This window comes from Wolbachia endosymbiont of Kerria lacca, from assembly GCF_051602725.1.
Taxonomy (GTDB): Bacteria; Pseudomonadota; Alphaproteobacteria; order Rickettsiales; family Anaplasmataceae; genus Wolbachia.
On the sequence record NZ_CP192272.1, the window covers coordinates 578,311 to 602,839 of the forward strand.

Below are 24,529 nucleotides of genomic sequence, written 5' to 3' on the forward strand. Positions count from 1 at the left end.
TAAAAAGTTCTTGATTTTTGTGTCAAAGAACATAATAACCAAGTTATTTTAATAAGTAGTGGAGATTATGACGCTTGATGATTTTCTAAAAATGCTTGAAGAAATAAATGATACTTCAGGTTTAAGCAAGAACAACATAGTTGAACGAATAAAAATAAAATTAGAAAGAATTGATTTACGGAGGTGGGAAGATAGTGGATTTAATATCAATCATATATTCACTACACATAGTGATCTAGATCCTGTAGAAACTACATTGTTGCATTTTGCTGCTAAGAGTGGCTATGAGAACATAGTAATAGCTCTAATTGAATATGGAGCATATGTTGATGCATGGGACAGCGATGGATGCACTCCTTTACATTTTGCTGCTGAATGGAACCACAAAGGCATATTAGATATTTTAATTGAAAGTGGAGCAAATGTTAATGCGTGGGACAATGATGTATGTACACCTTTACATCTTGCTGCCGAAGGTGGGAATGAAAGTGTAGTAAGAGCTCTAATTGCATGTGGAGCAGATGTTAACGCGCAGAACAATGATGGACACACTCCTCTACATTTTGCTACTAAGAGTGGCTATGAGAACATAGTAATAGCTCTAATTGAACACGGAGCATACGTCGATGCGTGGGATAATTATAGAAGCACTCCCTTGCATTTTGCTGCTGAAAGTGATAATGAAAACATAGTAAGAACTCTGATTGAACATGGAGCATGTGTTAATGTGTGGGATAGTTGTGGACGCACTCCTTTACATTTTGCTAGCGATCATGAAAGTATAAGAGATATTTTAATTGAAAGTGGGGCATATGTTAGTAAACAGAACAATAATAGATATGCTCCTTTACACTTTGCTATTGAATGGGGCTGCAAAGATGTGATAAGTTCTTTGTCAGGTAATGCTAGTCCTAGGGCTGAAATGGCAGTAGGAAGAGTGGAACAAATTACACTTGCAGGAAGATTGGAGCTTTTTTAACCAAACTTGCATTTACTGAGATAATTGTTTTGTTATGAATTAAACCAAAAGTTCTGTAATATATTGAAGCTTAAAGATATCTTTAGATATGGAAGTTATTGCAGAAAATAGAAAAGCAAGGTTTGAATACTTTATCTTAGAAGAATTTGAAGCAGGTATGATCCTCTTAAGTAGTGAAGTGAAATCACTAAGGGAAAGAAAAGCAAACATTTCTGATGCTTACGTTACTGAAAAAAAAGGTGAAATATGGCTAAACAATATGCATATCGCAGAGTATAAAGCTGCAAACCAAAAGAATCACAAGCCAAAAAGAGAACGAAAATTGCTTTTGCATAAAAAAGAGATAAATAAGCTAATTGGTCAAATCAAAACCTCTGGAATAACTGTTGTGCCACTTTCTATCTATTTTAATGATAAAGGGTTGGCAAAAACTAAAATTGCCATTGTGAAAGGAAAAAAACTCTATGATAAGAGAGCAACCATAAAGCAGAGAGAGTGGGAACGTGAGAAAAGTAGATTGTCTAAGAATAATTTGTAGTAAAATATGTCTTTAAGTCCAGTTATTTTTAGCATCGGTCCTGTTTCTATATATTGGTACTCTTTAGCATATGTTTTGGGTATAGTTTTTGCATATTGGTATTTACATAAGCTAGACAATCAAAAAATATTTACTAAGAATTTTTACGATTCGTTATTAACAGCCGTTATTATAGGCATTATCCTTGGAGGTAGGCTTGGGTACGTATTGATATATGATCCAGTTCTCTATATAAGCAATCCTATCGAAATACTAAAGACCTGGGAAGGAGGTATGTCATTTCATGGCGGTGCTATAGGAGTTTTGCTTGCAGTAATAATCTCCTGTAGAAGACATAACATTCCTATATTTTACACACTGGATCTAATTTCTTGTGGAGTTCCGATAGGTTTACTTCTAGGCCGCATAGGTAATTTTATAAATGGAGAGTTATTTGGCAGGGTTACAACTATGCCGTGGGGTATGGTATTTCCAGAAAGTGGTGATAATTTATTGCGCCATCCAAGCCAACTTTATGAGGCATTTTTTGAAGGAGCGCTACTTTTCGTAGTTGTAAATTCACTATTTTACTTGAACAAAATGAGATTGTATTATGGTGCAACAACTGGAGTTGCAGTTATGTTGTATGGAGTAGCACGTTTTATGGTTGAATTTTTCCGCGAGCCAGACTATCAAATTGGCTATTTATGGTTCAATTTAACTATGGGACAGTTGCTTTCTATACCTATGATTTTGTTGGGAATGCTTATATATTTAGGTGCGTTGAATTTTAGGTTTAATACAAAATCTATTCAATAGACAAGAGGTAAGTTGAATAAAAAAATATAGTAGAAGTTTATCTACTACATAGCATGTACAACTGTACGAACTTTTCGTGTTGCAGAGAATAAACGTGAGGGCACAAACCTTTTGTTGCATAGCTATGAAACAAACTTAGTAGCTACTGACCAAATTCATTATTAAGTAGATATTCATTTTTCAACAAAATCCCCTTGATTTAGAAGCTACTCTATTAAAACATATTTTTAAACTTTTGCCAAAACCCTGGTTTATTATCATTAACCTTTGTGAAGGCTATGTTTAAACTGTATCTTGGATCGTTTGGCACATCATATCTAATATTCAGTATTGAAACTTCGTTTTTATTATGAACAGAAACATCGTCATATGATAACTTTGTCGTGTAGCACTTTATATGCTTTTGCTTATCATATACTATATCACCTGATTCCCCTTCTAGTTCTACAAATTTAGTTTTTTTCTGACATTCTTTTATTTTTATTAGATCCTTGTCTAGTGATATTGAAACCGGTAGTGTATTACCAGCATACTCTTTAGCTAAAAGCTCACTTTGAGGATACATTTTTATTTCCCTTCCAAAATGTGAGTCTATAAAATTATTGCTCCAAAATTTGTCTCCAGAATGTACATATTTGTCAGTAGCATACGGTACACCACCATAATTGCATTGAACTTTGTAATCTCCAACACCATTATTTTGAAAAAAATCATGAATGGCAGCGTAACTATCAGCAGCATCATTTATGTAATCCATTACCTACCCCTTAAAACCTTTTAATTTATTATATCACAAGAAATTAAATCTATCAATAAAAAGACTTTTTTTGATATCAAGTATCTAGGGAGCATATTGATAGGATTGTGACATTCGTATTTCCCAGTTCTTCACATACTGCTGGACTAATTCAGGATAATTTTCAATAATTAATAAATTTTCAGCGTTTCCCTTTTCAGCTGTCTTACTGAGGTTAAACGATCCTGTGATGACTTTTTGATTATCAACAATTATTACCTTATTATGAGCAATTTTTGGCTTATTATCGATCCAAATCGGTATTCCATTTGAAAACAATTCGCTTATGACACTATATTTTGAATGGAGTTGTGATTTATCTAAGACGACTTTAACATCAACACCACGCTCTTTGGCGTTAATCAAAGATTTTGCAACTGTTCCAAGAGTAAATGTATATTCTTGAACTAAGATAGATTCTTTAGATTGGTCTATCTCGCTGATTATCGGTACAGCACAGTCTTCTTCAGGTGAGAAGCAAACTGTTGCTTTTGGGCAAGGCGAGAATGTAGGACCCACATAGTAATACAGAGAAAAACATGCCGACAAAAATAAAAGATATAAAAGCCTCACAAACCACACCTAAATACACGGCGGTAGTCTACATCATAGTTTAATCATCTGTCAACCCATATTCCTTCCACTTCTCTGTAACTTTCTTTATTATTTCCTCGCTCATTTCAATTTTTCTTCCCCATTCTCGTTTGGTTTCAGGTGGAAGTTTGTTTGTTGCATCAAACCCTATTTTACCTCCGAGACCACTTTCAGGGGAAGCAAAATCTAAATAATCAATTGGGGCATTCTCTATCGTAATTGTATCACGCACAGGGTCCATTCTTGTTGACATTGCCCACATCACCTCTTTCCAATCACGTATATTTATATCATAATCAACAACTATAATAAATTTCGTGTATAAGAACTGTTTGAGAAAAGATAGTGTGCCCATAACAATTCTTTTTGCATGCCCTGGATAAGCCTTTTTTATCGACACTACCGCTATTCTATATGAACAACCTTCTGGGGGCAGATAAAAATCTACTATTTCCGGAAACTGATTGATAAGAATCGGCACAAAGATTTCGTTGAGTGCTTCACCAAGAATTGATGGTTCATCAGGTGGTTTGCCAGTAAAAGTGCTGAGATAAATTGGATCTTTGCGCATTGTAATTGCAGTGATGTTAAACTCAGGAAACTGTTCAACAGCATTATAGTAACCGGTATGGTCTCCATATGGCCCTTCATCTTGGTAATTATCCAAACTTACATATCCTTCCAAAACAATTTCTGCATGAGCTGGAACCTGAAGAGGAATAGTTTTACAATTTACAAGCTCAAGTGGTTTTTTTCGCAGCAGCCCGGCAAATTGGTATTCTGATAAAGTCTCCGGCACCGGAGTTACCGCAGCAATAATTGTTGCAGGATCGCTACCAATCACAGCAGCCGCAGGAAACTTCATATTTTGTCCCCTCTCCTTCCACCGTTTATGGTGACCTGCACCACCACGATGTGCAAGCCAGCGCATGAGAGTCGTTTTTTTATTCACAACCTGCATACGATATATTCCAAGATTGAAATTATCTTGCTTGTCTGCTGTTGGTCCTTTTGTTACCACAAGTGGCCAAGTGATAAGCGGTGCAGGCTCGTTTGGCCAGCATGTCTGAATAGGTAGCAAACTAAGATCCACCTCATCCCCAGTTAGCACCACCTCTTGACATGGGGCTTTGCTCACAACTTTGCTCCGCATCGACAATGCAACTTTTAGTAGAGGAAACATTTTCACAGCATCTTTGAAGGTTTTTGGTGGCTCAGGTGATCGCAAAAATGCTAGAAGTTTACCCAGATCCCTTAATTCATCAGAATTTATACCAAGTCCGAATGCAATTCTCTCAATAGTACCAAATAAATTCACTAAAACGGGAATTGAATTTTTGCCATTTTCTGTGACAACATTTTCAAAGATGATAGCTGGTCCCTTGTTTGACAAAACCCTACGATGAATTTCTGTCATTTCAAGAATAGTTGAAACTTCTTTTTTAATTCTAATTAGATCTTTTTTTTCTTCTAATGCTCTGATGAAGTCGCGTAAGTTATTGTACATATTTTAAAAATTTTAAGCCTTTTAAGAAGTGCTTTTCCCAGCACAACTCATTCACTTATTATTATAGAGGCTCTAGAAAAATTATTCTCCAATTCGCTTTTTAAGTTTTTATATTCAGCAGTCTTTAATTCTTCATTGGTAATAAAGCTTTTCTTTATGGTTATTAAATTGCTAAATTCGGTTCCATCATTTTGATATTTACAGAACCTATTTACATATAACCAAGGAGAATTTATTTCAAAATTCAAATTTTCACAATTTTTAATTTTGATATCTTTTATTATCATATGGCTTTCCTTAGTTTTAGGAACACCAATAAAAAGATCTGACACTTGGTCAGAAGCTGTATTGACAACATCATTAAGCCAATTATCTCCTAAATTCAAAGCAGGTCCTAGATTTGTCTTAAAAATCTTATTTTTTTGCTGAAACTCATATTTGATTGTAAGATCTTCTACATTACGTAAAGTAAGGTCAGGCAATTCTAAGAACTTCTTTTCTTCTTCATCAAGATATACTCCACTAATCATACGAAAAACAGAATCCCTTAATTGCTCATTTGAATAATACAATCCAACCCCTGTTAAGCCTAAGGCTGCTTCCCCTTGCACGGTAAGCTGGCCATATTCATTTACAACATTATCTTCTATAGTTAATTCACTATGGGATATCACTTTTGAATTTTCACCTTGTACAGCAGGAATTTTTATGTAATCCGCTTCCTCAGAATCGAGTACTAAAGCGTTTCTATCAGCAATGTCTGGAAAAATACCCTGTGCCATACTGACGGTATTAGTTGGATCGATCCAATATATTTTTCCATCTCTATTTGTTACTTTGAGCATCACATGATTAAAATTACCCATATTAGGTAATGCTTCAGGATTAGAAGTGCTAGTAGTTCCTCTCATAACTAAAATAGGTTGAACTTTATAACCAAGTTTTTGCAGAATAGCAGCCGTGCTAGCAGAAAAGTCCTTGCAATCCCCAACTTGAGAATCAGCAATTTTCTCTAAATCTCTCGGGAAATATTTTCCTGACACTGTACGCCAGTCTCCCATGTACTGAACTTTTTCATTCAATAAAGAAGTAACTGCATTAATTTTCTCCTCATCGGTACTCTCATTGGCAGCAAATTCTGCTATAGCTTCAAAAGTTGCAGGAAGCGGCTGATTGATGACGCTATGATATCCAGGAGCTAATTTTTTAGCTAAATCCTCCCATTCAGATAAGCTTGAAAGTGATACCCAAGTGTTGTGTTTTATGTTCAATATTCCATTATGTGGTTCATTTGTTGTGTTTTCATAAACTGCTCTCTTTAAAGCAATGCTTATAGAATGTACATCATCCTTTTTTTCCTCAGCAATTTCTAATACGCTTCTTGGATCATTAACTTTAATCTCTAGAGGCAATTCAGAATTGATTTTAGTATTTTCTGCTTGTAAATAATCCCCATAATACGAAAAGCTCAAGCCATAAAAATTATCAACGGGAACCTTTTTGTTAACTTGCTTATATCTTAAATATACTTCCGTACCAATTTCTATTTTAGGGAATGAGATGGTTACTTGCCTTAACTGATCGAAACCTTTGCTAGGGCTAGCCAGCGGTTTATCCTCCATCATGTTTCAGTTACTATATATTCTTCTCCGTTATAAGCTGTTTTAGCTTCTAAAACAGTCAAATCTGCACTATCATCATTGTAGATTAAACTATACAGAGAAAATCTATCACGCCCAGACTCCTTGAGTATTTTTGCTTGTAGTTCTACTTCCGTTTCGTAGGTACCATCTCTATTAACATTAATGTTAACATTAGAAAACTTAACCTCGACAGAAGCATCTTCGTACTTACTCCACCTTGCTTCAGCTGTCGAAGCTACAAAAAATGCTAACATTGCTAAGTTAAAGACAGCTTTTAAAAACCTCATTTTTTACTTACATTTATTGAAAAATCATTCTATTATATCCGAACAACACTATCGGAAATGTAAGACTTAGTGTGTTCATATTACTTAGCGACGCGCTTACCGATATTATATGCAGCGATTACAAGATAATCAACTTTTTTGCTTACAATTTGCTAGAAATAGCGGTAAAGACTATCTAAATCTTTATAAATGCCTTACTTTGCAAAATTTTTCATCACCAAATCTTATGATGAACTTTACAAAAATATCTTAAATTTCATTTTATAAAGTTTGCATTTCTTGATAAAAATGTTTTAACATTAAGCATTTCTTTAATATTTGTATTCTTTAAGTAAGTATATGTCTAAGATACCATTTTTATTGATTTTTATACTTGCAGTAGCAAGTTTACCAGTAATAAACAATTGGCTTTCACACCGCAGTCAGAACTTAAATGATGATTATATAGGTGAGAGATTGGATAATTACATCAGTAAAAATTTTGATAGAGTTCTAAAAGCTCTCCAGGAAGAGTCAGCTAAAAATAGTTATGCTAATGCAACCAAAAATAAAATTTCTCAGCATAAAAATGAAATATTCGACTCCACTTATCCTTACTCGGGAAATGAAAATAGCAATATCATAGCTGTAGGTTTTTTTGACTATTCTTGTGGATATTGCAAAGCTATAAAGAACGATGTAAAACAATTGATCAATGATGGCAAAATTAAGTATATCTTTAGAGATGCTCCAATACTTGGTAACAATTCTTTAAAGGCAGCAAAAGGTGCTTTAGCAACTTATTTTATCGATAAAGAAAAGTACTTAGATTTTCACTATGCTGCACTAGATCACAGAGGAGAATTTTCAGATAAAACTATATTAGGTATAGTGAAAAATATAGGGATTAACGAGAACGATTTTAATAACTCTATGAAAAATAATGCAGACAAAATTGAGCAAATGATAAACAACAGCAAACTTTTAGTAAGGAATTTAGGAGTAGGCGGTACACCTTTTTTGATAATTGGAGATAGTCTTTTTGTAGGAGCAACTGATTTAAATGTGCTACGCAAAAAAGTGGATGAGTTAAAAGATTAATAAATTCCCTGCTTGACAGCATAAGAGAGTTTAAGTATAGTTAAGATATACTAAGTAACAATATGTATAGGCTACATATTAGTTCAAGAAAAGTAGGTGATGTTTGCTTGCAACACAGCACGACCTTAAGTAATTAGCCTTCCTAGGCTGATTAATCTATTAAAATACAATCATTATTTTGGAGTTATAACATGAAAAATTTCAACAGAAAACCAATTGCTCTTTTTCGGCAAGTCGAAAAAAGCACAAAATTAAGTCAATTTTTATTTAAGAATCTAGACTCTTTTTATTCTCAAAGGCTAGAAAGACTAGTTGATAAATTTCGGGCACAAAAAACAAAAAGAAGTAGTTTATTGAATGAGCTAAAGAGAGCTTATCCTGAAAAGCTAAAAATAGGAGCTTCTATATCAGAAGGAGATTGCTTTTTTGACTCCGTGGCTCAAGGATTGAATGAGCTAAATATAAAACCTGGTCATCGTTTTACCGCAAAATCATTAAGAGAAGATTGTGAAAATTATGCTAGAGCAAATGCAAATTCGTGGGTTTATAAAAAAATAACAGGAGATGCTGAAGAAGGAGGATATTTTGTAGGTGAAGGAAATTTGGATAGCAAAGTAATAGCGAAGGAAAGAAATAGTGAAGATGAAAAAGGCATATCTGCACAAACAGACTGGTGTAAAGGTGAAGAAATAATAACCAAATATACAGAAGAGGAGTTTTTCAGCTGGTTACTAGAGGAATATCGTGAAGATAGAGAAGGGAAGATTTTAGAGATTTTGAAAAGTAGATATGGCACAGATAATGATTTGTTACTAGAAGACTATAACGAATATGAAACAAGTAAAGATAAAGAAGAAGAAATAAGCGAAGATGAAGAAGAAATAAGCGAAGATGGAAAAGAAAAAGGAGAAAAAGTTACTATTAAGCCAGATAATTCCAAGTCTTTTTCTAAATATCTAAACAACATTAAAAATATGTCTACAGAAACTAATTCTCTAGCTATATGGGGTCGTCCAGAGATTGAAGGGAGAATGATATGCGACAAGTACAAAGTGGAACTTTATATTTATTCAATAGAGGAAGATAGTCAAAAAGTTACGGTAACTAAAATTACAGGACATGATGATGATCCAGAAGTTTTTATACAAGATATAAATCTCAATCAACTAGAGATAGATAGTAGCAAAAAAACTGTAGGAGTAGTGAATTACATGAGGCATTTTGTGCCACTTCTTAGCAAAATCCCTTCTGATATAAAAGAAAATCAATCAGTTTCTAATGAAGAAATCTTTGGTGAGGTTACAGAAGCTTCTGCTTCTGATCAATCAGAGCAAGAAGAACAATATAATATCAGAACTAGCAAATCAGCAATTGTGCAAGATCATGAAACACAAAAAGAGAGAATTAATACCAGCGCTAGTGAGCCAATTCATACAGATACAGTAATTACTATTTCTCATCAACAAGGGCAAGAAACACAACAAGAGGAAATAGAAAAGAAATTAATCAATAGTTACAGAAGAGAAGCTATTTATAGCATAGCTGCTGTAATAACAGCTATAGCATTCACAGCATCTGCTATAGCTGCTGTTTTTACTCAACCAATGCCTTTAGCATGTCTTGCTGGAGTTGCTTTAGCCATTGCATGTGTTTGTGTATATCAGTTAACGCAGAGTCATCAAGACATTAACGAACTGAAAGGTAAGGTAGGAGAAAACAACACCTTTACTTTTCTAGAAGAAACGGGATTTAAAATTTATAGCCTGATTGATAAAGCAGCTTCAAAAATTTAAGATCTTTCCTACTTCATCTATATCAACTCAACTTTATTTTTACAGGAGGGCATATGTCATTTACAGAAATTAGATTTCCAGAAAATATATCTTATGGCTCTACTGGAGGACCTGAATTTTCCACTGACGTTGTAACAACTCATAATGGTTGTGAGCAGCGCAATATCAATTGGTCTCGTGCACGTGCCAGGTATAACATAGCTTATGGAGTTAGGTCAAACGAGCAGCTAACAGAACTCATAACATTTTTTCAGGCACGAAAAGGTAAAGCAATAGGATTTCGTTTTAAGGATTGGTCAGACTTTACCGTTATCAATCAAGAAATTGGCATAGGAGACGATAAAAAAACGATCTTTCAACTGATGAAAACTTACATAAGTGGAAAAGACAAGCATACACGAACTATTAAAAAGCCAGTGCATGATACAATAAAAATTTACCTAGATGGTGAAAAGACAGAAAAATATTCAGTGAATTATTCAACTGGAGAAATAGCATTTATGAAACCACCAGCAAAAGGCAGAATAATTACTGCAAGCTTCGAATTTGATGTACCAGTACGATTTGATACAGATTACCTAAACGCTTCTATTGATAACTATGGCAGCAATAGCTGGAACAATATTCCCTTGGTGGAAGTGAAATAAAGTTAAAGTATGCTCCATAAAAGTTAAGCGATACTGAGGCTCATATTTAAATGAGCCTTGCACATTTTAAAGTCTATCGCCCATTACAATGTTCCACACTCGAAATTTGAGGAAATTCTAATGTAGTGTTTTCTCTTTCTTGTAAAATAGAAAGTTTTAATAATTCTTTTAGAACTAACTTTACAAGTGTTGTACCATTTTCCTTAAAGAGGTAGTCCATCCTATTGGTTTTCTGTATGTGATTGACAAAATTTCTAGCTTCCTCATTAAAAGCCTCGATTGTGTTGATACAAGATAATACTAAATCCGAGCTATTTATTGCTAAAATTCCATTTACGAAAATATCTAATTTTGTTTTATCTTCAGCTAACCTATTTCTAATATCATCATTCTCAAACAAAATTGTACTCTAGGTACGAAGCAGACTCAATAAGTATAAAGTCTTCTAAAGGTACTGATTCTAAACATTCGTCAATATAAGTAAGTATTCCAAACTTAGTAATACACCCTTCTTTTCTCACAACATAGCACTTAGGAAGACCACGATACATTGATAGCAAAGAAAAAAGACGTATTATACTTGTACCTCTATCTTTCATTTCCTCGAGAAGCTTTCTATCATTTATTAGTTTGTGCAAAATGTAATCCGTAGCAGGACCTGGTTTACGAAAACGAAACATATTATTTTCTGCAAAAATAGCCTCAGCTAATTCGATAGACTTTTTATCCTCATCTATAAAAGCCTTTTTGTCTCTATTTAACCGTATGATTTTAGCCTTGCTATCGCTGCGTAGTCTAGTTTGCCCTATTAGCCTCTCAAATATTTCTGTCTTCATATATATCTTAATATAGTTAATATTAACTATATTAACTATATTAAGAAAAATAAATGAAAATGTTAATAAATATTATACTTTTATAAAAAAATAAAAGTCTTTTTATATTTGTATAAGTATATAAAAGGTTTGATTGTTGTAAGTTATCTAAGTGCTAGAGTCTAATTAATAAGTCTGCTTGAAGCCGCTCAGTGTTTGTACAGTTGTACCTGCGCAACTTGCTTCAAAATTTCTGCTTGTTGCTGAGCATGGATATTAGCATAACCACATGCAGGAGATGCAGCAGCAGGTCTTGCAATGCACTTAGGTCTTTTTGCTTGAGCATTGAGGCCAGACAATACCTCTTCTATCAATGGGTTGACAAAGAACCATCCTCCCATATTTTTTGGTTCCTCTTGACACCATATAATTTCAGCGTTCTTATATTTTTCGAGTTCATTGTTTAGTTTATCGGCCGGGAATGGATAAAATTGTTCTAAACGCACTACTGCTATATCGTTTATTTTTTGTGCTTCAAGCATTTCAATTATGTCGTAATAAACTTTACCACTACATATTACAACTTTACGTATTTTATCACTTGCAACTAAACCTGTTCTACACTCTGGAATTACCGTAAGAAATTTTCCTTCAAAGTCAGAAAGGTTAGAAACTGCGCTTTTATGACGCAATAGTGATTTAGGTGTAAACACCACTAAAGGCTTACGAAAATCTCGATTAATTTGTCGGCGTAAAGCATGAAAATAATTCGCAGGAGTAGAGCAATTAACCACCTGCATATTATCCTCTGCACAGAGCTGCAAAAACCTCTCTATACGAGCAGAACTATGCTCAGGCCCCTGCCCTTCATAACCATGAGGCAAAAGTAGAACTAGACCACTTGACCGCAACCACTTTGTTTCTGCAGATGAGATAAATTGGTCGATCATAATTTGCGCGCCATTTGCAAAATCACCAAACTGCCCTTCCCAGAGCACAAGTGAATAAGGAGAATCAAGGCTATATCCATATTCAAAACCCATCACAGCATACTCAGATAGTGCGCTATCTATAACTTCAAAGCGAGCTTGCTTCTCACTTATGTTGTTCAGTGGAATAAACGTTTCTTCTGTTACTTGATCAACAAGTCTTGAATGACGGTGCGAGAAGGTACCGCGACCAGAATCTTGTCCTGACAAGCGCACTCCTATTCCTTCTTTAAGCAATGACGCGAATGCAAGACTTTCACCAGTTGCCCAGTCTATGTTGCTACCGGAATTTATACTGTCTATTCTGCCATCAAGTATTCTTCTGACTTTATTATTGAGATTAAAACTACTTGGAATATTGCTATTTATGTGTACACCCAATTTTTTTAGCTCATCTGGTGAAACACCATAGTCCGTATAATATTCACTCAAATCGTTCAACTTTGCTCTCCTGAGTTTTAACCACACTCCATCAAACCAGTCAGCTTTCTTCGGAGTATAAGTCGTTGACTCAGTAAGGCTTTTATCCAATCTTGTTCTAAATTCGCTGCGTAATTTACTTACTTCATCGCTACCTAGCACTTTCTCTGCAGTCAGCTTCTCTTCGTACAGCGTGCCTGGAGTTTTATGCTTTGATATTGCTTTATACATAAGTGGCTGAGTAAAATTTGGCTCATCGCCTTCATTATGGCCATATTTGCGGTAGCATATTATGTCAATCACCACATCCTTTTTAAATTTCTGCACATACTCCATTGCCAAATTCGCAACAAAACTCACAGCTTCTGGATTATCTCCATTAACATGAAATATTGGAGCTTCTATTGATTTTGCTACATCAGTGCAATAAAAAGATGAGCGTGCACAATTAGGATTTGCAGTAAAACCAACTTGGTTATTAATGACAATATGCACGATACCACCAACTTTATAACCTTCAATGTTGCTCAAAGTCAGGGTTTCAGCAACCACTCCCTGCCCGATAAAAGCTGCATCACCATGAATTGATATGCCAAGCACAGATCTCGTATTTTGTTTTGCTCTTACTCTTCCAGCTAGAACCGGATTTACCGCCTCAAGGTGAGATGGGTTAGGACATAAACTTAAGTGTATTTTTTTACCACCAGCAAGTGCTCGATCAGAAGAGTAACCAAGGTGATATTTGACATCACCAGACACCTCAAGACCACTTGGATATGCAAGGTTGCCTTGAAATTCAGACAGCATTGCCGCATAATCTTTTCCCATCACTTTGGTTAGAACATTGAGCCGTCCTCGGTGGGCCATACCAAGAACTATTTCTTCAATACCAAAAGCTGCAGAATCACTAATAACTCTTTCAATTGCAACAATGGCTGACTCCCCACCTTCGATAGAAAAACGCTTATATCCAGGAAATTTCATATGGAGAAATTGCTCGAACATCTCAGATTCAATCAAGTGCCTTAGTATTTCTTTTTTATCCTGAGGGCTTAGCGTATAGACCTGATTTTCAATTTTCTCCTGCAGCCAAACTCTTTCCTCATAAGAGGAAATATGCATAAATTCAAAACCGATATTCTTGCAGTAAATATCTCTGTAGATTCTAGTGTCACTTGTAGGAGAAAGATTCAAGTATTTTTGATAATCTATTTCCTTATTTACATGCGGTGATAATGGATTTAAGTCTGCAAAAAAGTGACCATAAAATCTGAAAAAATTTGCTAAATCATCAACATCTACCTTAGCTTCATTCTGTGCCCTGCAGGGTTCTGCTTTATTAACTTCTAAATTGCTCGAAAAAATTCTGTGCCAATCTTCTCCAATTGATTTATCGCCTTGCAAGTAACGGCTATAAATTTCTTCCACAAATTCGACATTATCGCCATAAAGGCAGCTTAAATTCGACATAATCACTACAAAAGATATCAAATACTTATAAGTATAACTTAAGTTTTTTAAAAAAGAACTCCTTTAGTTTCTAATTATTAAGTTATACAAACACTGTAATCCAAGTTTTCCAGAAAGGGTGTCATTCTAGACTGACATCTAATCTTTCCATAAATGCTGTATTTCAACATAAAACAACTATACTCATCAACTTGTGCCCAATCATAATTCCTAGATTCCAGTGTTAGCTACTTGTTTTTTGGATTTCTATACTATTGCTGATTGAAGATTATTGAAATTTTTTGCACATTAAGGAACGCAAGCGTTTATGAGTCAGAGGATAAGTCATATAACATTTACTCGGTCTTAATACTTTGAATTTATATTTAAGTAAACGATAAACAGTAATTGGTATGAGTGATCTATTTAAAAGTGACAATTATGATAAAAATCTCAATTCTTTGATAAGAGTCATAAAGCTGAAGGATACAAAAAAAATTAATGAACAATATGATGAAACACTGAAAGATTTATCTCAAGCTCTGAAGAATTTTACAAACAACGCAAAAGATGTAGCCAAATTTGTTATATATAGCGACTTGAATAATTATGTAGAACCTTTGAGCACAAAGCCACTCGGTTTTATTGGAACATTAAAAGGGATATTAGATAGAGTCTTGGGAAAAGATATTCCAACTAATGATAATGACATAAAAAATTTTGTTGGTGATGAATTATCAGGTTTCACTATAGAAAAAGCAGCCGAATACACAAATATTTTAAGTACAATTAATCTATTCAAGAAAGGACTTAAAGAAATTTTAGATTTGAAACAGAGTGGAAAAGGCAATAAAGAACATAAATCATACGAAGTAAGCACGGAAAATAAAACGACATCAAAGCAGAAGGAAGATACTCCTAAGCTGCAAAAAGGAAAACAGCCGGCAGGAAAATCAGGTATGAAGAAAATAAAACGGCCAACAACGGCACCTCCGCCACCTCCTACTGCCTCAAAAAAGGTACACTTTAAACCAGAAATAGAGAATGTATCTCCTGAAGATTCAGGCTATGAAAGTTCATTAAGTGAAGAGTCTGGAAATGAGGAAATATCAAATTATCAAGAGAAAAGTAGTAAATCTTCAACAAAAGATTCGGAAGACTCAAAGTTAGCTAAAAAGGAGCCAACTCACAAAACGAAACCTAAGAAAAATGCAGGAACAAGAAGAGGATATAAAAAGAGACAGGCTCCAGAGCCACCAGCGCTAAACGCTACCAATCAAGAAATTAAGCAAGAAACTAAAGAAGATAAATCTGAAATACTGTCAAATCCTAAAAGGCTAGATATTGTTGATCAACAAGTGAGCACGAAACCAATAATAGTAGAAGTGACTTCGCAAAAATCAGCTGAAAGTAAACCAATCCTGAAAAAATCTGCTGATAAAGCATCATCAGAAGTAAAAGCGGTTATTATAAAAGAAAAAGTAAATAGCAAGAAGGACGGTAGAGTAAAGTCAATAGTAGGAAAGTTTGAGCAAAATCAAGTTGCTAAGAGCAAAGCCACCCCTGCAACACAAGCAGATATCGGTATGAAGAAAGATCCTGCACCATCGCAAGAAACTGCCTCCCAATCTCACTCATTTCCGGTAGGAAATAAAAGATCTAAAATGAACCCCATAACAGCAAAGTCCGATTCTAAACTTCCGGTTAGTAAAAAACCTCTTCTCACTCATGTTAGTGTAAAGAAAATAGCTGCACGATTTGAAAGCCATGGGAAGAAATAGTTGTAACCTATTGAACAAACCCTATAATATCCTTGATCTTTTTTATATTGTTATTTGCAATCTCTGCTGCTTTTTCTGTACCTTCTTTTAATATTTTATGTAAATGGAGCTGATCCCTCAAAAGACCGTTCAACTTCTCACGTATGGGTGATATAACACTGATGATTAAGTCAGCTAACTCTTTTTTAAAGTGTTTCATATCATGTTTATTCACTTCTTCACACACTTTTTCCACATTTAAATCACTAAGCACTGAATAAACGTTTACCAAATTGTTTACTTCTGGACGGCACTTTAAAGTAGCAAAATCAAAGCCTAGAATTGAATCTGTTTTTGCTTTTTCTATTTTCTTGACAATCAAGTCATCTGTATCGTCAAGGTTAATGCATGAGTATTCTGAAGAATCAGATTTGCTCATCTTGCTTGCTCCATCTCTTAAGCTCATTATCCTTGATGTACAATCCAAAGTTAAGATTTCAGGTATGATGAAATGACTACATTTATAATGATTGTTAAAAGCTGATGCAATATCACGTGCAAGTTCTAAATGCTGTTTTTGATCATCGCCAACAGGAACATATTTAGTTTGATACAGCAATATATCCGCAGCCATAAGTACTGGGTAGCTATATAACCCAAGAGAAGCTTTTTGTCTATCGCTTCCAGCCTTATCTTTAAATTGAGTCATACGATTAAGCCAACCAATTGGTGTATAGCACCCTAGCAGCAAGCCCAATTCTGCATGACCACTAACTGCGGATTGATTGAAAATAATCGACTTTTCCGGATCTATTCCACATGCAATATAAGTTGCTGCTGCTTTAAAAATATTATTTTTTAATTCATTTGCGGGAAGCTTATTTGCTGTGATTGCATGCAGATCAACAACGCAAAAAAGAGATTTATATTTATCCTGCAAGCCTATCCACTGCTTAATTGCACCAAGATAATTGCCCAAGTGTAATACTCCACTTGGCTGAATACCTGAGAAGACAACTTCTTCCATACCTTGAGTGTTTTATTAGTTACTTTCGCAATCAGCAGATTTTTTAGAAAGAATAACCATTGCAGGACGAAGCAACCTATTTTTAATGGTATAACCAGTTTGTAGTACTTCTACAATAGTGCCAGGCTCTTTTTCATTATCTTCTCTTTCCACAACAGCTTGATGTAAATTGCTGTCAAAAGAGTTACCTATTGGATCTATTTCTTCTATTCCATGTTTTTTTAGATCACTCACAATCTTTTGGTGCGCCACTTTTATTCCTTCATGAATAGGATCACCATCTTTCAAGTTTTCCATTGCTTTTTTTAAATTGTCACAAGAGTCGATCATATCACGTGCAAATTTTGTGACTGCATAATCACTTGCATCGCTAATTTGCTTTTGCATTATACGTTTAACGTTTTCATTATCCGCAACAGCGCGACGTAAATGATCTTCAAGCTGAACTGCACGTTCTTTTAATATATTAAGCTCTTCACTTAAATCACCTGTTTGCTGATCTTCTTGATCATCCCCTTTTCGTTTACTGACCATATCTGCAAATTTCTTTTTTTTCTCTTTATTACTATCTGACATATCATTCACCCTTACAAACTTAATAAATATATAACAATCAATCTAAAAATATCAAGCGTTAGCTATCCTTGTCTTTCTATGCTTGCATTTAAAAAGTCAATCAAAGCAGTTTTATAAAGAGAATCAGAAAAAGTATCAATATTACTTTGCGCCATATTAATATAGTGTTTAGCTTCTTCCATAGAAACATGAATGGCATTATGATGATTAATATATTGTAATGCTTGGTCAAAATTGTGTCTAGCTGAAGAAAAAGATTTCTCCCAGAATTTTTGTTCTGATGAGCTGCCTTTTTCATATGCTATAATAGAAGGTAAAGTGACTTTACCTTCAAAGAAATCTTTTCCAAGTTGCTTTCCTAAAGTGCATTGATTAGCAGTATAATCTAGCACGTCATCAATTATTTGGAATGCCATGCCAAAATTAAACCCGAAATTCCTTAGCCTCTCTGTTTCGTCACTTGTGGCTCCAGATACTACTGATGCAGCCTCGGAGCATGCAGAAAATAAAGATGCTGTCTTTTCTCCAATGATATTAAAATAATTTTTCCTAATTGTGTTAGGGTCAAAACGCGTTGTCATCTGCTTTATCTCACCCTTGACAAGCAAATTAGATGCCTTAGATAAAATAGAGAGAACACTTAAATTCCCACATTCTATAAGCCATCTAAATGCTAAGGTCAATAATAGATCACCAACTAAAATGCTTGATTTATTCCCCCAAATTTTATTTGCTGTTGCAACTCCATGGCGTGCCTTACTTTCATCAAGCACATCATCATGAAGTAAAGTAGCGTTGTGTATAAATTCTACCGATGCAGCAATGTTGACCCTACTCTCTCCAGAGTAATTCAGCATTTTACATATAATAAAAATGAGCTTAGGCCTTATCTTTTTTCCTCCTGAATTAATAAGATGAGATGTAATATCGGTAGCAAGCTTAGTACCTTCATCATTGACATTTTTGAAGATAAAGTCATTCATAGCCAATAAATCAGAAGATACAATATCATCTAATTTACTACTTTTTGTTAAATCAGTGTTTAGCATTCAAGAGGACTTATGCTTCTTGCCCTTGTACTTTCTCAACTTTTTTCTTTTCTGTTTTTTTCGATTCTGTTTCTAAATCTACTATGCCTTTTTTAATGAACCACATTACCCTTTCAGTTGCTTGCGCTCCTACACTTAGCCAATGTTTTAATCTATCAGCTTTTACCACAACACGATTTTTATTGTCTTTTGGCAACATTGGATCATATTGTCCTATTCTCTCAATAAAGCGCCCATCTCTTGGTGCTCGTGAGTCGGCTACAACTATCCTATAAAAAGGACGTTTCTTTGCCCCAAACCTTGCTAACCTTATTTTAACTGCCATGTCAACCTTTATTCATATATTAATTACAATTTAAATACAATAAACAGCTCAAGTCAAACTAATTGTACCTCTTTTACCTAAAAATACAATATAGCCCCCTCCAATCACTCATAAAAGGAAGGTAATAAACTTTTTTATATATCATCAATCATAGCATGATTAACTTCTACTCTATACTTTGATTTTAGATAGCTAATTAACTGTTCCTTTAACGATATCATCACACGTTTTCCGGTGTCAAGCATGTTTAATTTACCATTTGATGAATGCATTTGTTTTAGAACGCCTATTATAATTTCATTATTGTATTGAATAGGATCTGTTACCGAATTAGTTGTTTTCATATTGAAAATCTCTTCTATGAAAGAAAAAGGGTAGTTTTGTTCATTGCGTTGTATTTGCTGGCCTTTAACCAATTTTATACCTTGCATTTCTTCCAAATCTGTCTTTTCTCTTAGTTGAACTGCTACTTCTTGTCCCATTTTAAACATTCTTTCTTTTATAAATTCACTACGCCAAAGCTTTATGGCTGATTCCCTACTTTCTTCAAAATTTTGTAATTTAGGAGGAACGATATCACTGATTTTTACACCAACAACAGTATCTCCAACACCCTTAAAATAATTCTTCTGATCTTTCTCGCGTGAAAAAATGAAAGAAATGAAATCACTGGAATTTCCTACTTCATTACCACTTTGGTCTTTCCCACTAGCATCTACTGGACCAATGGTTTGTATAGGTAAATTGTAATTATTGGAGATTTCTTCAATCGTTGCACCATTGTATATCTTATAATTCACTTGATTTATGAAATCATTGACTTTTTCAAAAGACTTTTGATTGGTTAAAACTGACCTTATGTCTTTTTTTAAATCAACCAAGTCTTCATCAGAGATTTGATGTATGCTTTCTACCTTTATTACGTGCCATCCAAAATTGCTTGTTAAAACTTCACTTACTTCACCTGTTTTGAGAGCAAATACCTTTTCTCTCATATTTTCAGGTAAGAAATCCTTAGTTATATTATTTACTCTGGTTTCATCGAGTTTCACTTTATTAAACTCTTCTATTATTTGTTCAAAGCTTGCTTTACTTTCTTCAAGTGCTCTTCTTGCTATTTCAGCTTTTTCTTTGGTAGGAAATATCACATTGAATATGTCTCTTTGATTTTTAAGTTCCTGATGTTCTATTATACTCTCAACCTCTTCATCTGAAATTCTGATTTGATCTTCAAAATATTTTTGATCCAGAGAAATGTATTGCGCAGTTCGATACTCAGGGTAATAAAAATTGGACTTATTTCTTTCATACAAATCAAGTAAGGCTTGATCATCTGGTTCAGGAACGTCTGTAATTGCATTCTCAGTTATTTTAACAATATCAACTACTCTAGTTTGGTAGCGATTTTTGTATATCTGCTCATCAACACTCTCACCAAAAGTTACCGGATAATTATCTTTAAATAACGAAGTCATGAACATCATTGCAGGCAGGATTTTCTCTAGTTTTTCTATATATTCCTTTTCTGTTATATGCAGGCTATTTAGAGTTTGATGGAATTTATTATGGTCAAATTCTCCTTTATCGTCCTGAAAGTACTTGGTATTTTTTATGTGGCTTTTGATAGATTCTTCTCCAACTTTTAATCCAAGTTCGCTAATTAGGTTAAACAATAGTTTTTGCTCTATAAGTGCGTTAAGTAAATCATATTTCAGCTTTTTTACTTGTTCTTTACTTACATCAGATCCAGAAATTTGCTTTTTATAATTTTGATATAGTAATTTATATTCATCTGATGTTATAACTTCCTTTCCTACTTTAGCTAATTCTTTCCTTTCATCATCATTTGATAAAAGATTGCCAATCCCCATAAAGATTAATAAGCAAACTAAAAGGAGAACGATTGCCTTGGTAAAAAAATTTCTAATACTCATTGTAAACTTAGTTAACTAACACTTAAATTTAGAATAGCAATAATTTAATATTTGTAAATCTATTAACAAATTAGCTAATATATGTAATATTGTAGTGTATTAAATTGAATGGAAGCTTATATTAACCTAAGAGCCTGTAAGTGATCTCTGAATATGGTAAGATGAGGTATAGTTGACATGAGGTAAAGTATGAGGAATACATATCCAAGTGACATAAGTTGTGAAAAATTCGAAAAGATTAGACTAATTTTAGAAAGCGTGCGAAAGAAAACAAAGCCAAGAAGATTAGGTTTATATGAGTTATTTTGTGGTGTGCTTTATGTACTAAAAAGTGGCTGTCAATGGCGAATGCTTCCAAAAGAGTTTCCAAGATGGCGAAATTTTTACGATTACTTCAAGAAATGGAGTAAAAAAACGAATGAAGATAGAGAAAATGTTCTAGAAATTGTCTTTAAAAAAATTGGTTGGAGAGAACAGTGGTCGAAATACCAAAACAAGCTTCTGCATCATTGATGCCAAAAGTGTAAAAAATACCGATACTGCTGAAGAAAAAGGTTATGATGCTGGCAAGAAAATTTCAGTAATAAAGCGTCATATCGCAGTTGATACACAAGGTTTGACACACGCAATTCATATAACAACGGCAGAAATAACTGATCGTAGCAGTGCTTTGACAATGGTTAAAAATGCTAAAGAAAGTCTCTCTGAAGTTAAAAACATACTGGTTGATGCAGGCTACACTGGAGAAAATTTTGCAACACAGATAAAAGTAACTATTGGTGCAACTGTTGAGGTGAAGCACCTTTGCTGTATTGCCAAAAAGATGGGTTGTTGAGAGATCTTCTTTTGCCTGGTTGGAAAAATGTAGGCGACTTTGGAAAAATTGCGAGCGTAAATTTAATACTAGCCTACAAATTTGCTTTTGCTTCTTTCCTCTTCAAAAGATTATGAACAGGTTCTAAGAGATAAGAAATATAAACCAAAAAGCCATTGGATGACAAAGTTAATGCTTTTTTAGTTTTAATGGTTTATATTTTATTTCTATAACAGCAAAGGAATATTAAAATGGGAGATGTTTTTTCGATGTCAATGGAATCTTCTAAAGACAATAAAGATAGAAATGAACAATTTCTCATGCAAGTAGCTGCTTGGTTGGTTGATAACACTAGCTTAACTTTTGATCAAATAGCACAATGTTGCAAGTTATCCCTTGAAAAAGTACAAGACATAGCTGATGAGGAAATAGAAGTTGAAAAGTATGACCCTATTATTTCTGAAATAATTACTGAAAAAGAAATCGATAATTGCAAAAAAAATCCAAATCGTGTACCAAATTTGATGATAAAAAATATAAAAAAAAGGGAAAAGACGATTAGCTTTCTTGCCTTTGCTTCCACAGCAAGGCGTAGAGATAAACCTAATGCGATTTATTATTTGGTAAAAAAATTTCCTATCTTGAACAATAATGTAATAGCTAAGCTAGTTGGTACAACAAATTACACAGTTGAGCAGGTAAGAGATAGATCTCATCATAACATACTCAATATCAAACCTCAAGATCCTGTACTACTTGGTTTATGTAGCCAGGAAAATTTAGAAGCGGAAGTAGAAAAAGCGAAAGTAGAAGAAGAGAAGAAACAAAGATTAAAAAATATAAATAATAGCTATTGATGATTCTCAAATTCTTGTACTTTGTTAATATTAAATTGACTTGACTTGTTAGTTTTTATCAGTATAATGCAAGTAAAGTATCTAGTTTAATAATAATTAAGTCTAAATACGCACTGAAAACTAGCTCAGCCTAATTTATTGTTTTATATTCACGTTTTAGGTTAGTAAGCATCAATTAAAATTTTTGGAGGATTATGACAACAATCAATGAAGATGTCTTAGCAAAAGAAGGGGTTGTAGGTCAACCTGAAAAAAGCGAACAAATTCATAATGCTGACGCAGTAAAACAAATGACCAGTGAAGGTGCTGAAAAAAACAAGAAAACATTGGACCTGAGCGAATTGAAAGAGAAAACAGCAGAAGAATTGTTAGAGCTAGCTGAAGAAAGAAAAATTTCAACTAGTGGTAAAGGCAATGGCAGGATGCTAAAACAGGAAATGATATTCAGTTTAATGAAGAAAATGAGTGAAGAAGGAGGCATAACCACAGGAAGTGGAGTAGTGGAAATATTGCCTGATGGTTTTGGTTTCTTACGTTCATCAAGTGCAAATTATGCTCCAAGTACCGATGATGTTTATATTTCCAATGGCCAAATAAAGAAGTTTAATTTACGTACAGGAGATATGGCATGTGGAGAAATAAGGCCACCTGGTGATAAGGAAAGATATTTTACTTTAACTAAGGTTCACAGTATAAACTCTACTGAAATCAGTGAATTAAGAAAGTACGTACATTTTGATAATTTGCTTCCACTTTATCCTGAAAAAAGCCTCATCCTTGAAAACAACAGTAGCGGAGATAATAAAAAAGATATAAACATGCGTGCTGTAGATATAGTTACACCTCTTGGAAAAGGACAAAGAGCATTGATAGTTGCTCCACCTCGTACAGGAAAAACGATATTGCTTCAGCAAATGGCTCACTCTATAGCTACAAATCATCCTGAAATAGAACTAATAGTATTACTTATAGATGAAAGACCCGAAGAGGTGACAGATATGATACGCTCTGTAAAGGGTGAAGTGGTAAGCTCTACATTTGATGAACCTGCCTACCGTCATGTCCAACTTGCTGAAATAGTAATAGAAAAAGCTAAAAGAATGGTTGAACACAAAAAAGATGTAGTGATTTTGCTTGATTCTATAACTCGCCTTGCACGTGCTTATAATGCAGTCATTCCTTCGTCTGGAAAGGTTCTAACCGGTGGTGTAGATTCAAATGCGCTGCAAAGACCAAAACGCTTTTTTGGAGCAGCTCGTAATATTGAAAATGGTGGTTCTTTGACAATCATCGCTACAGCCCTTATAGAAACTGGTTCAAAAATGGATGATGTTATTTTTGAAGAGTTTAAAGGCACAGGTAATGCTGAAATTATACTAGATAGAAAACTTGCTGATAAACGTATATTCCCTGCTATTGATATTACAAAATCCGGAACAAGGAAGGAAGAGCTATTAGTTGATAAGGCCATACTAAATAAAATATGGGTATTGCGTAGGATACTTAACCCTATGGGATCTGTTGAAGCAATGGAGTTTTTACGTGACAAATTACTTTTAACAAAGAGCAATGCTGACTTTTTTAACTCCATGAATCACTAAAAGTAAGCCAATTCTGATGGAGCAAAAAAGCAAAGCTCTCTTATAGCTAAAATAATTTGGATTTATCAAAATATATTAAGCTGGCAATCTACCTTAAGTTGCTATTCCAACTTATAGCACTGATTTTGATCAAAAATTTTATGTAGTCAGTTTATTTACAATCGATTTTCCAGTGTCAGCCACTTAGATGACATCTTTTTGACTCTTAATATTAATATCAATTGTGTACCAGTGTTGAAATGACCCACTCA

Annotated in this window: 22 protein-coding genes and 1 pseudogene; 10 read left to right on the plus strand and 13 right to left on the minus strand. The window is 34.1% G+C overall.

The window, feature by feature from the left end; all coding sequences use genetic code 11:
- Positions 1-67: 67 nt before the first annotated feature.
- From ACQ4M0_RS02595 to lgt, 3 genes are all read left to right on the plus strand, one after another.
- Positions 68-979 (plus strand): ankyrin repeat domain-containing protein, encoded by a 912-nt coding sequence (locus ACQ4M0_RS02595; protein ID WP_007301945.1) that lies wholly within the window; start codon positions 68-70, stop codon positions 977-979.
- A gap of 88 nt (positions 980-1,067) precedes the next feature.
- The gene (smpB, locus tag ACQ4M0_RS02600) at positions 1,068-1,517 is read left to right on the plus strand and encodes an SsrA-binding protein SmpB (RefSeq protein ID WP_007301946.1); all 450 of its coding nucleotides are present in this window, start codon (positions 1,068-1,070) and stop codon (positions 1,515-1,517) included.
- Between the two features lie 6 nt (positions 1,518-1,523).
- Positions 1,524-2,315, plus strand: a complete 792-nt coding sequence (gene lgt / locus ACQ4M0_RS02605; RefSeq protein WP_007301947.1) for a prolipoprotein diacylglyceryl transferase — start codon at positions 1,524-1,526, stop codon at positions 2,313-2,315.
- A gap of 214 nt (positions 2,316-2,529) precedes the next feature.
- Here the strand turns inward: lgt and ACQ4M0_RS02610 are convergent, their stop codons facing one another.
- The 5 genes from ACQ4M0_RS02610 to ACQ4M0_RS02630 all read right to left on the minus strand — a co-directional run bounded on the left by ACQ4M0_RS02610 (position 2,530) and on the right by ACQ4M0_RS02630 (position 7,109).
- Positions 2,530-3,072 (minus strand): hypothetical protein, encoded by a 543-nt coding sequence (locus ACQ4M0_RS02610; protein WP_007301948.1) that lies wholly within the window; start codon positions 3,070-3,072, stop codon positions 2,530-2,532.
- Positions 3,073-3,156: 84 nt separating this feature from the next.
- The gene (locus ACQ4M0_RS02615; protein ID WP_007301949.1) at positions 3,157-3,684 is read right to left on the minus strand and encodes a phospholipase D family protein; all 528 of its coding nucleotides are present in this window, start codon (positions 3,682-3,684) and stop codon (positions 3,157-3,159) included.
- Positions 3,685-3,724: 40 nt separating this feature from the next.
- Positions 3,725-5,212 (minus strand): UbiD family decarboxylase, encoded by a 1,488-nt coding sequence (locus ACQ4M0_RS02620; RefSeq protein WP_438456622.1) that lies wholly within the window; start codon positions 5,210-5,212, stop codon positions 3,725-3,727.
- 47 nt (positions 5,213-5,259) lie between these two features.
- Positions 5,260-6,837: a DUF3857 domain-containing protein gene (locus ACQ4M0_RS02625; RefSeq protein ID WP_438456623.1), complete on the minus strand. Its 1,578-nt coding sequence runs from the start codon at positions 6,835-6,837 to the stop codon at positions 5,260-5,262.
- Complete coding sequence (locus ACQ4M0_RS02630) at positions 6,834-7,109, minus strand: hypothetical protein (RefSeq protein ID WP_438456624.1); 276 nt, start codon at positions 7,107-7,109, stop codon at positions 6,834-6,836. Before ACQ4M0_RS02630 ends, ACQ4M0_RS02625 begins: the two co-directional genes overlap by 4 nt.
- 372 nt (positions 7,110-7,481) lie before the next feature.
- On the opposite strand from ACQ4M0_RS02630, the gene ACQ4M0_RS02635 reads away from it, so the two are divergent.
- The 3 genes from ACQ4M0_RS02635 to ACQ4M0_RS02645 all read left to right on the plus strand — a co-directional run bounded on the left by ACQ4M0_RS02635 (position 7,482) and on the right by ACQ4M0_RS02645 (position 10,662).
- Entirely contained in the window at positions 7,482-8,222 is a 741-nt protein-coding gene (locus ACQ4M0_RS02635) for a DsbA family protein (RefSeq protein ID WP_052264650.1), read from the plus strand.
- A 191-nt stretch (positions 8,223-8,413) separates the two neighbouring features.
- On the plus strand, positions 8,414-10,015 hold the full coding sequence (locus ACQ4M0_RS02640) for a hypothetical protein (RefSeq protein WP_438456625.1): 1,602 nt from the start codon (positions 8,414-8,416) through the stop codon (positions 10,013-10,015).
- Positions 10,016-10,068: 53 nt separating this feature from the next.
- Positions 10,069-10,662 (plus strand): TIGR02217 family protein, encoded by a 594-nt coding sequence (locus ACQ4M0_RS02645; RefSeq protein ID WP_213863777.1) that lies wholly within the window; start codon positions 10,069-10,071, stop codon positions 10,660-10,662.
- Between the two features lie 73 nt (positions 10,663-10,735).
- Here ACQ4M0_RS02645 and ACQ4M0_RS02650 read toward each other — a convergent pair whose 3' ends face one another.
- From ACQ4M0_RS02650 to ACQ4M0_RS02660, 3 genes are all read right to left on the minus strand, one after another.
- Positions 10,736-11,062 (minus strand): hypothetical protein, encoded by a 327-nt coding sequence (locus ACQ4M0_RS02650; protein ID WP_438456626.1) that lies wholly within the window; start codon positions 11,060-11,062, stop codon positions 10,736-10,738.
- A complete protein-coding gene (locus ACQ4M0_RS02655; protein WP_438456627.1) occupies positions 11,055-11,498 on the minus strand; it encodes a hypothetical protein in 444 nt (147 codons plus the stop codon). Before ACQ4M0_RS02655 ends, ACQ4M0_RS02650 begins: the two co-directional genes overlap by 8 nt.
- A gap of 188 nt (positions 11,499-11,686) precedes the next feature.
- On the minus strand, positions 11,687-14,356 hold the full coding sequence (locus tag ACQ4M0_RS02660; RefSeq protein WP_438456628.1) for a 2-oxoglutarate dehydrogenase E1 component: 2,670 nt from the start codon (positions 14,354-14,356) through the stop codon (positions 11,687-11,689).
- Between the two features lie 392 nt (positions 14,357-14,748).
- Between ACQ4M0_RS02660 and ACQ4M0_RS02665 the strand changes: the two genes are divergently transcribed.
- Positions 14,749-16,116 carry a hypothetical protein gene (locus tag ACQ4M0_RS02665; protein WP_438456629.1) on the plus strand — a complete coding sequence of 456 codons (1,368 nt, stop codon included), beginning with the start codon at positions 14,749-14,751 and terminating at the stop codon, positions 16,114-16,116.
- Between the two features lie 7 nt (positions 16,117-16,123).
- On the opposite strand, the gene trpS is transcribed toward ACQ4M0_RS02665, so the two are convergent.
- The 5 genes from trpS to ACQ4M0_RS02690 form a co-directional block, all read right to left on the minus strand.
- Complete coding sequence (gene trpS, locus ACQ4M0_RS02670) at positions 16,124-17,122, minus strand: tryptophan--tRNA ligase (RefSeq protein WP_438456630.1); 999 nt, start codon at positions 17,120-17,122, stop codon at positions 16,124-16,126.
- A 15-nt stretch (positions 17,123-17,137) separates the two neighbouring features.
- On the minus strand, positions 17,138-17,698 hold the full coding sequence (locus ACQ4M0_RS02675) for a nucleotide exchange factor GrpE (RefSeq protein WP_007301960.1): 561 nt from the start codon (positions 17,696-17,698) through the stop codon (positions 17,138-17,140).
- Between the two features lie 62 nt (positions 17,699-17,760).
- Entirely contained in the window at positions 17,761-18,747 is a 987-nt protein-coding gene (locus ACQ4M0_RS02680) for a polyprenyl synthetase family protein (protein WP_052264648.1), read from the minus strand.
- 10 nt (positions 18,748-18,757) lie between these two features.
- Complete coding sequence (gene rpsP, locus ACQ4M0_RS02685) at positions 18,758-19,072, minus strand: 30S ribosomal protein S16 (RefSeq protein ID WP_213863779.1); 315 nt, start codon at positions 19,070-19,072, stop codon at positions 18,758-18,760.
- A 134-nt stretch (positions 19,073-19,206) separates the two neighbouring features.
- Entirely contained in the window at positions 19,207-21,006 is a 1,800-nt protein-coding gene (locus tag ACQ4M0_RS02690; RefSeq protein ID WP_438456631.1) for a SurA N-terminal domain-containing protein, read from the minus strand.
- A 189-nt stretch (positions 21,007-21,195) separates the two neighbouring features.
- Here ACQ4M0_RS02690 and ACQ4M0_RS02695 point away from each other — a divergent pair.
- From ACQ4M0_RS02695 to rho, 3 genes and pseudogenes are all read left to right on the plus strand, one after another.
- Positions 21,196-21,968 (plus strand): annotated as a pseudogene (locus ACQ4M0_RS02695) (IS5 family transposase).
- Between the two features lie 103 nt (positions 21,969-22,071).
- Positions 22,072-22,677, plus strand: a complete 606-nt coding sequence (locus ACQ4M0_RS02700; protein WP_438456632.1) for a cell cycle transcriptional regulator TrcR — start codon at positions 22,072-22,074, stop codon at positions 22,675-22,677.
- Positions 22,678-22,871: 194 nt separating this feature from the next.
- Entirely contained in the window at positions 22,872-24,278 is a 1,407-nt protein-coding gene (gene rho / locus ACQ4M0_RS02705; RefSeq protein ID WP_213863781.1) for a transcription termination factor Rho, read from the plus strand.
- Positions 24,279-24,529: the final 251 nt, after the last annotated feature.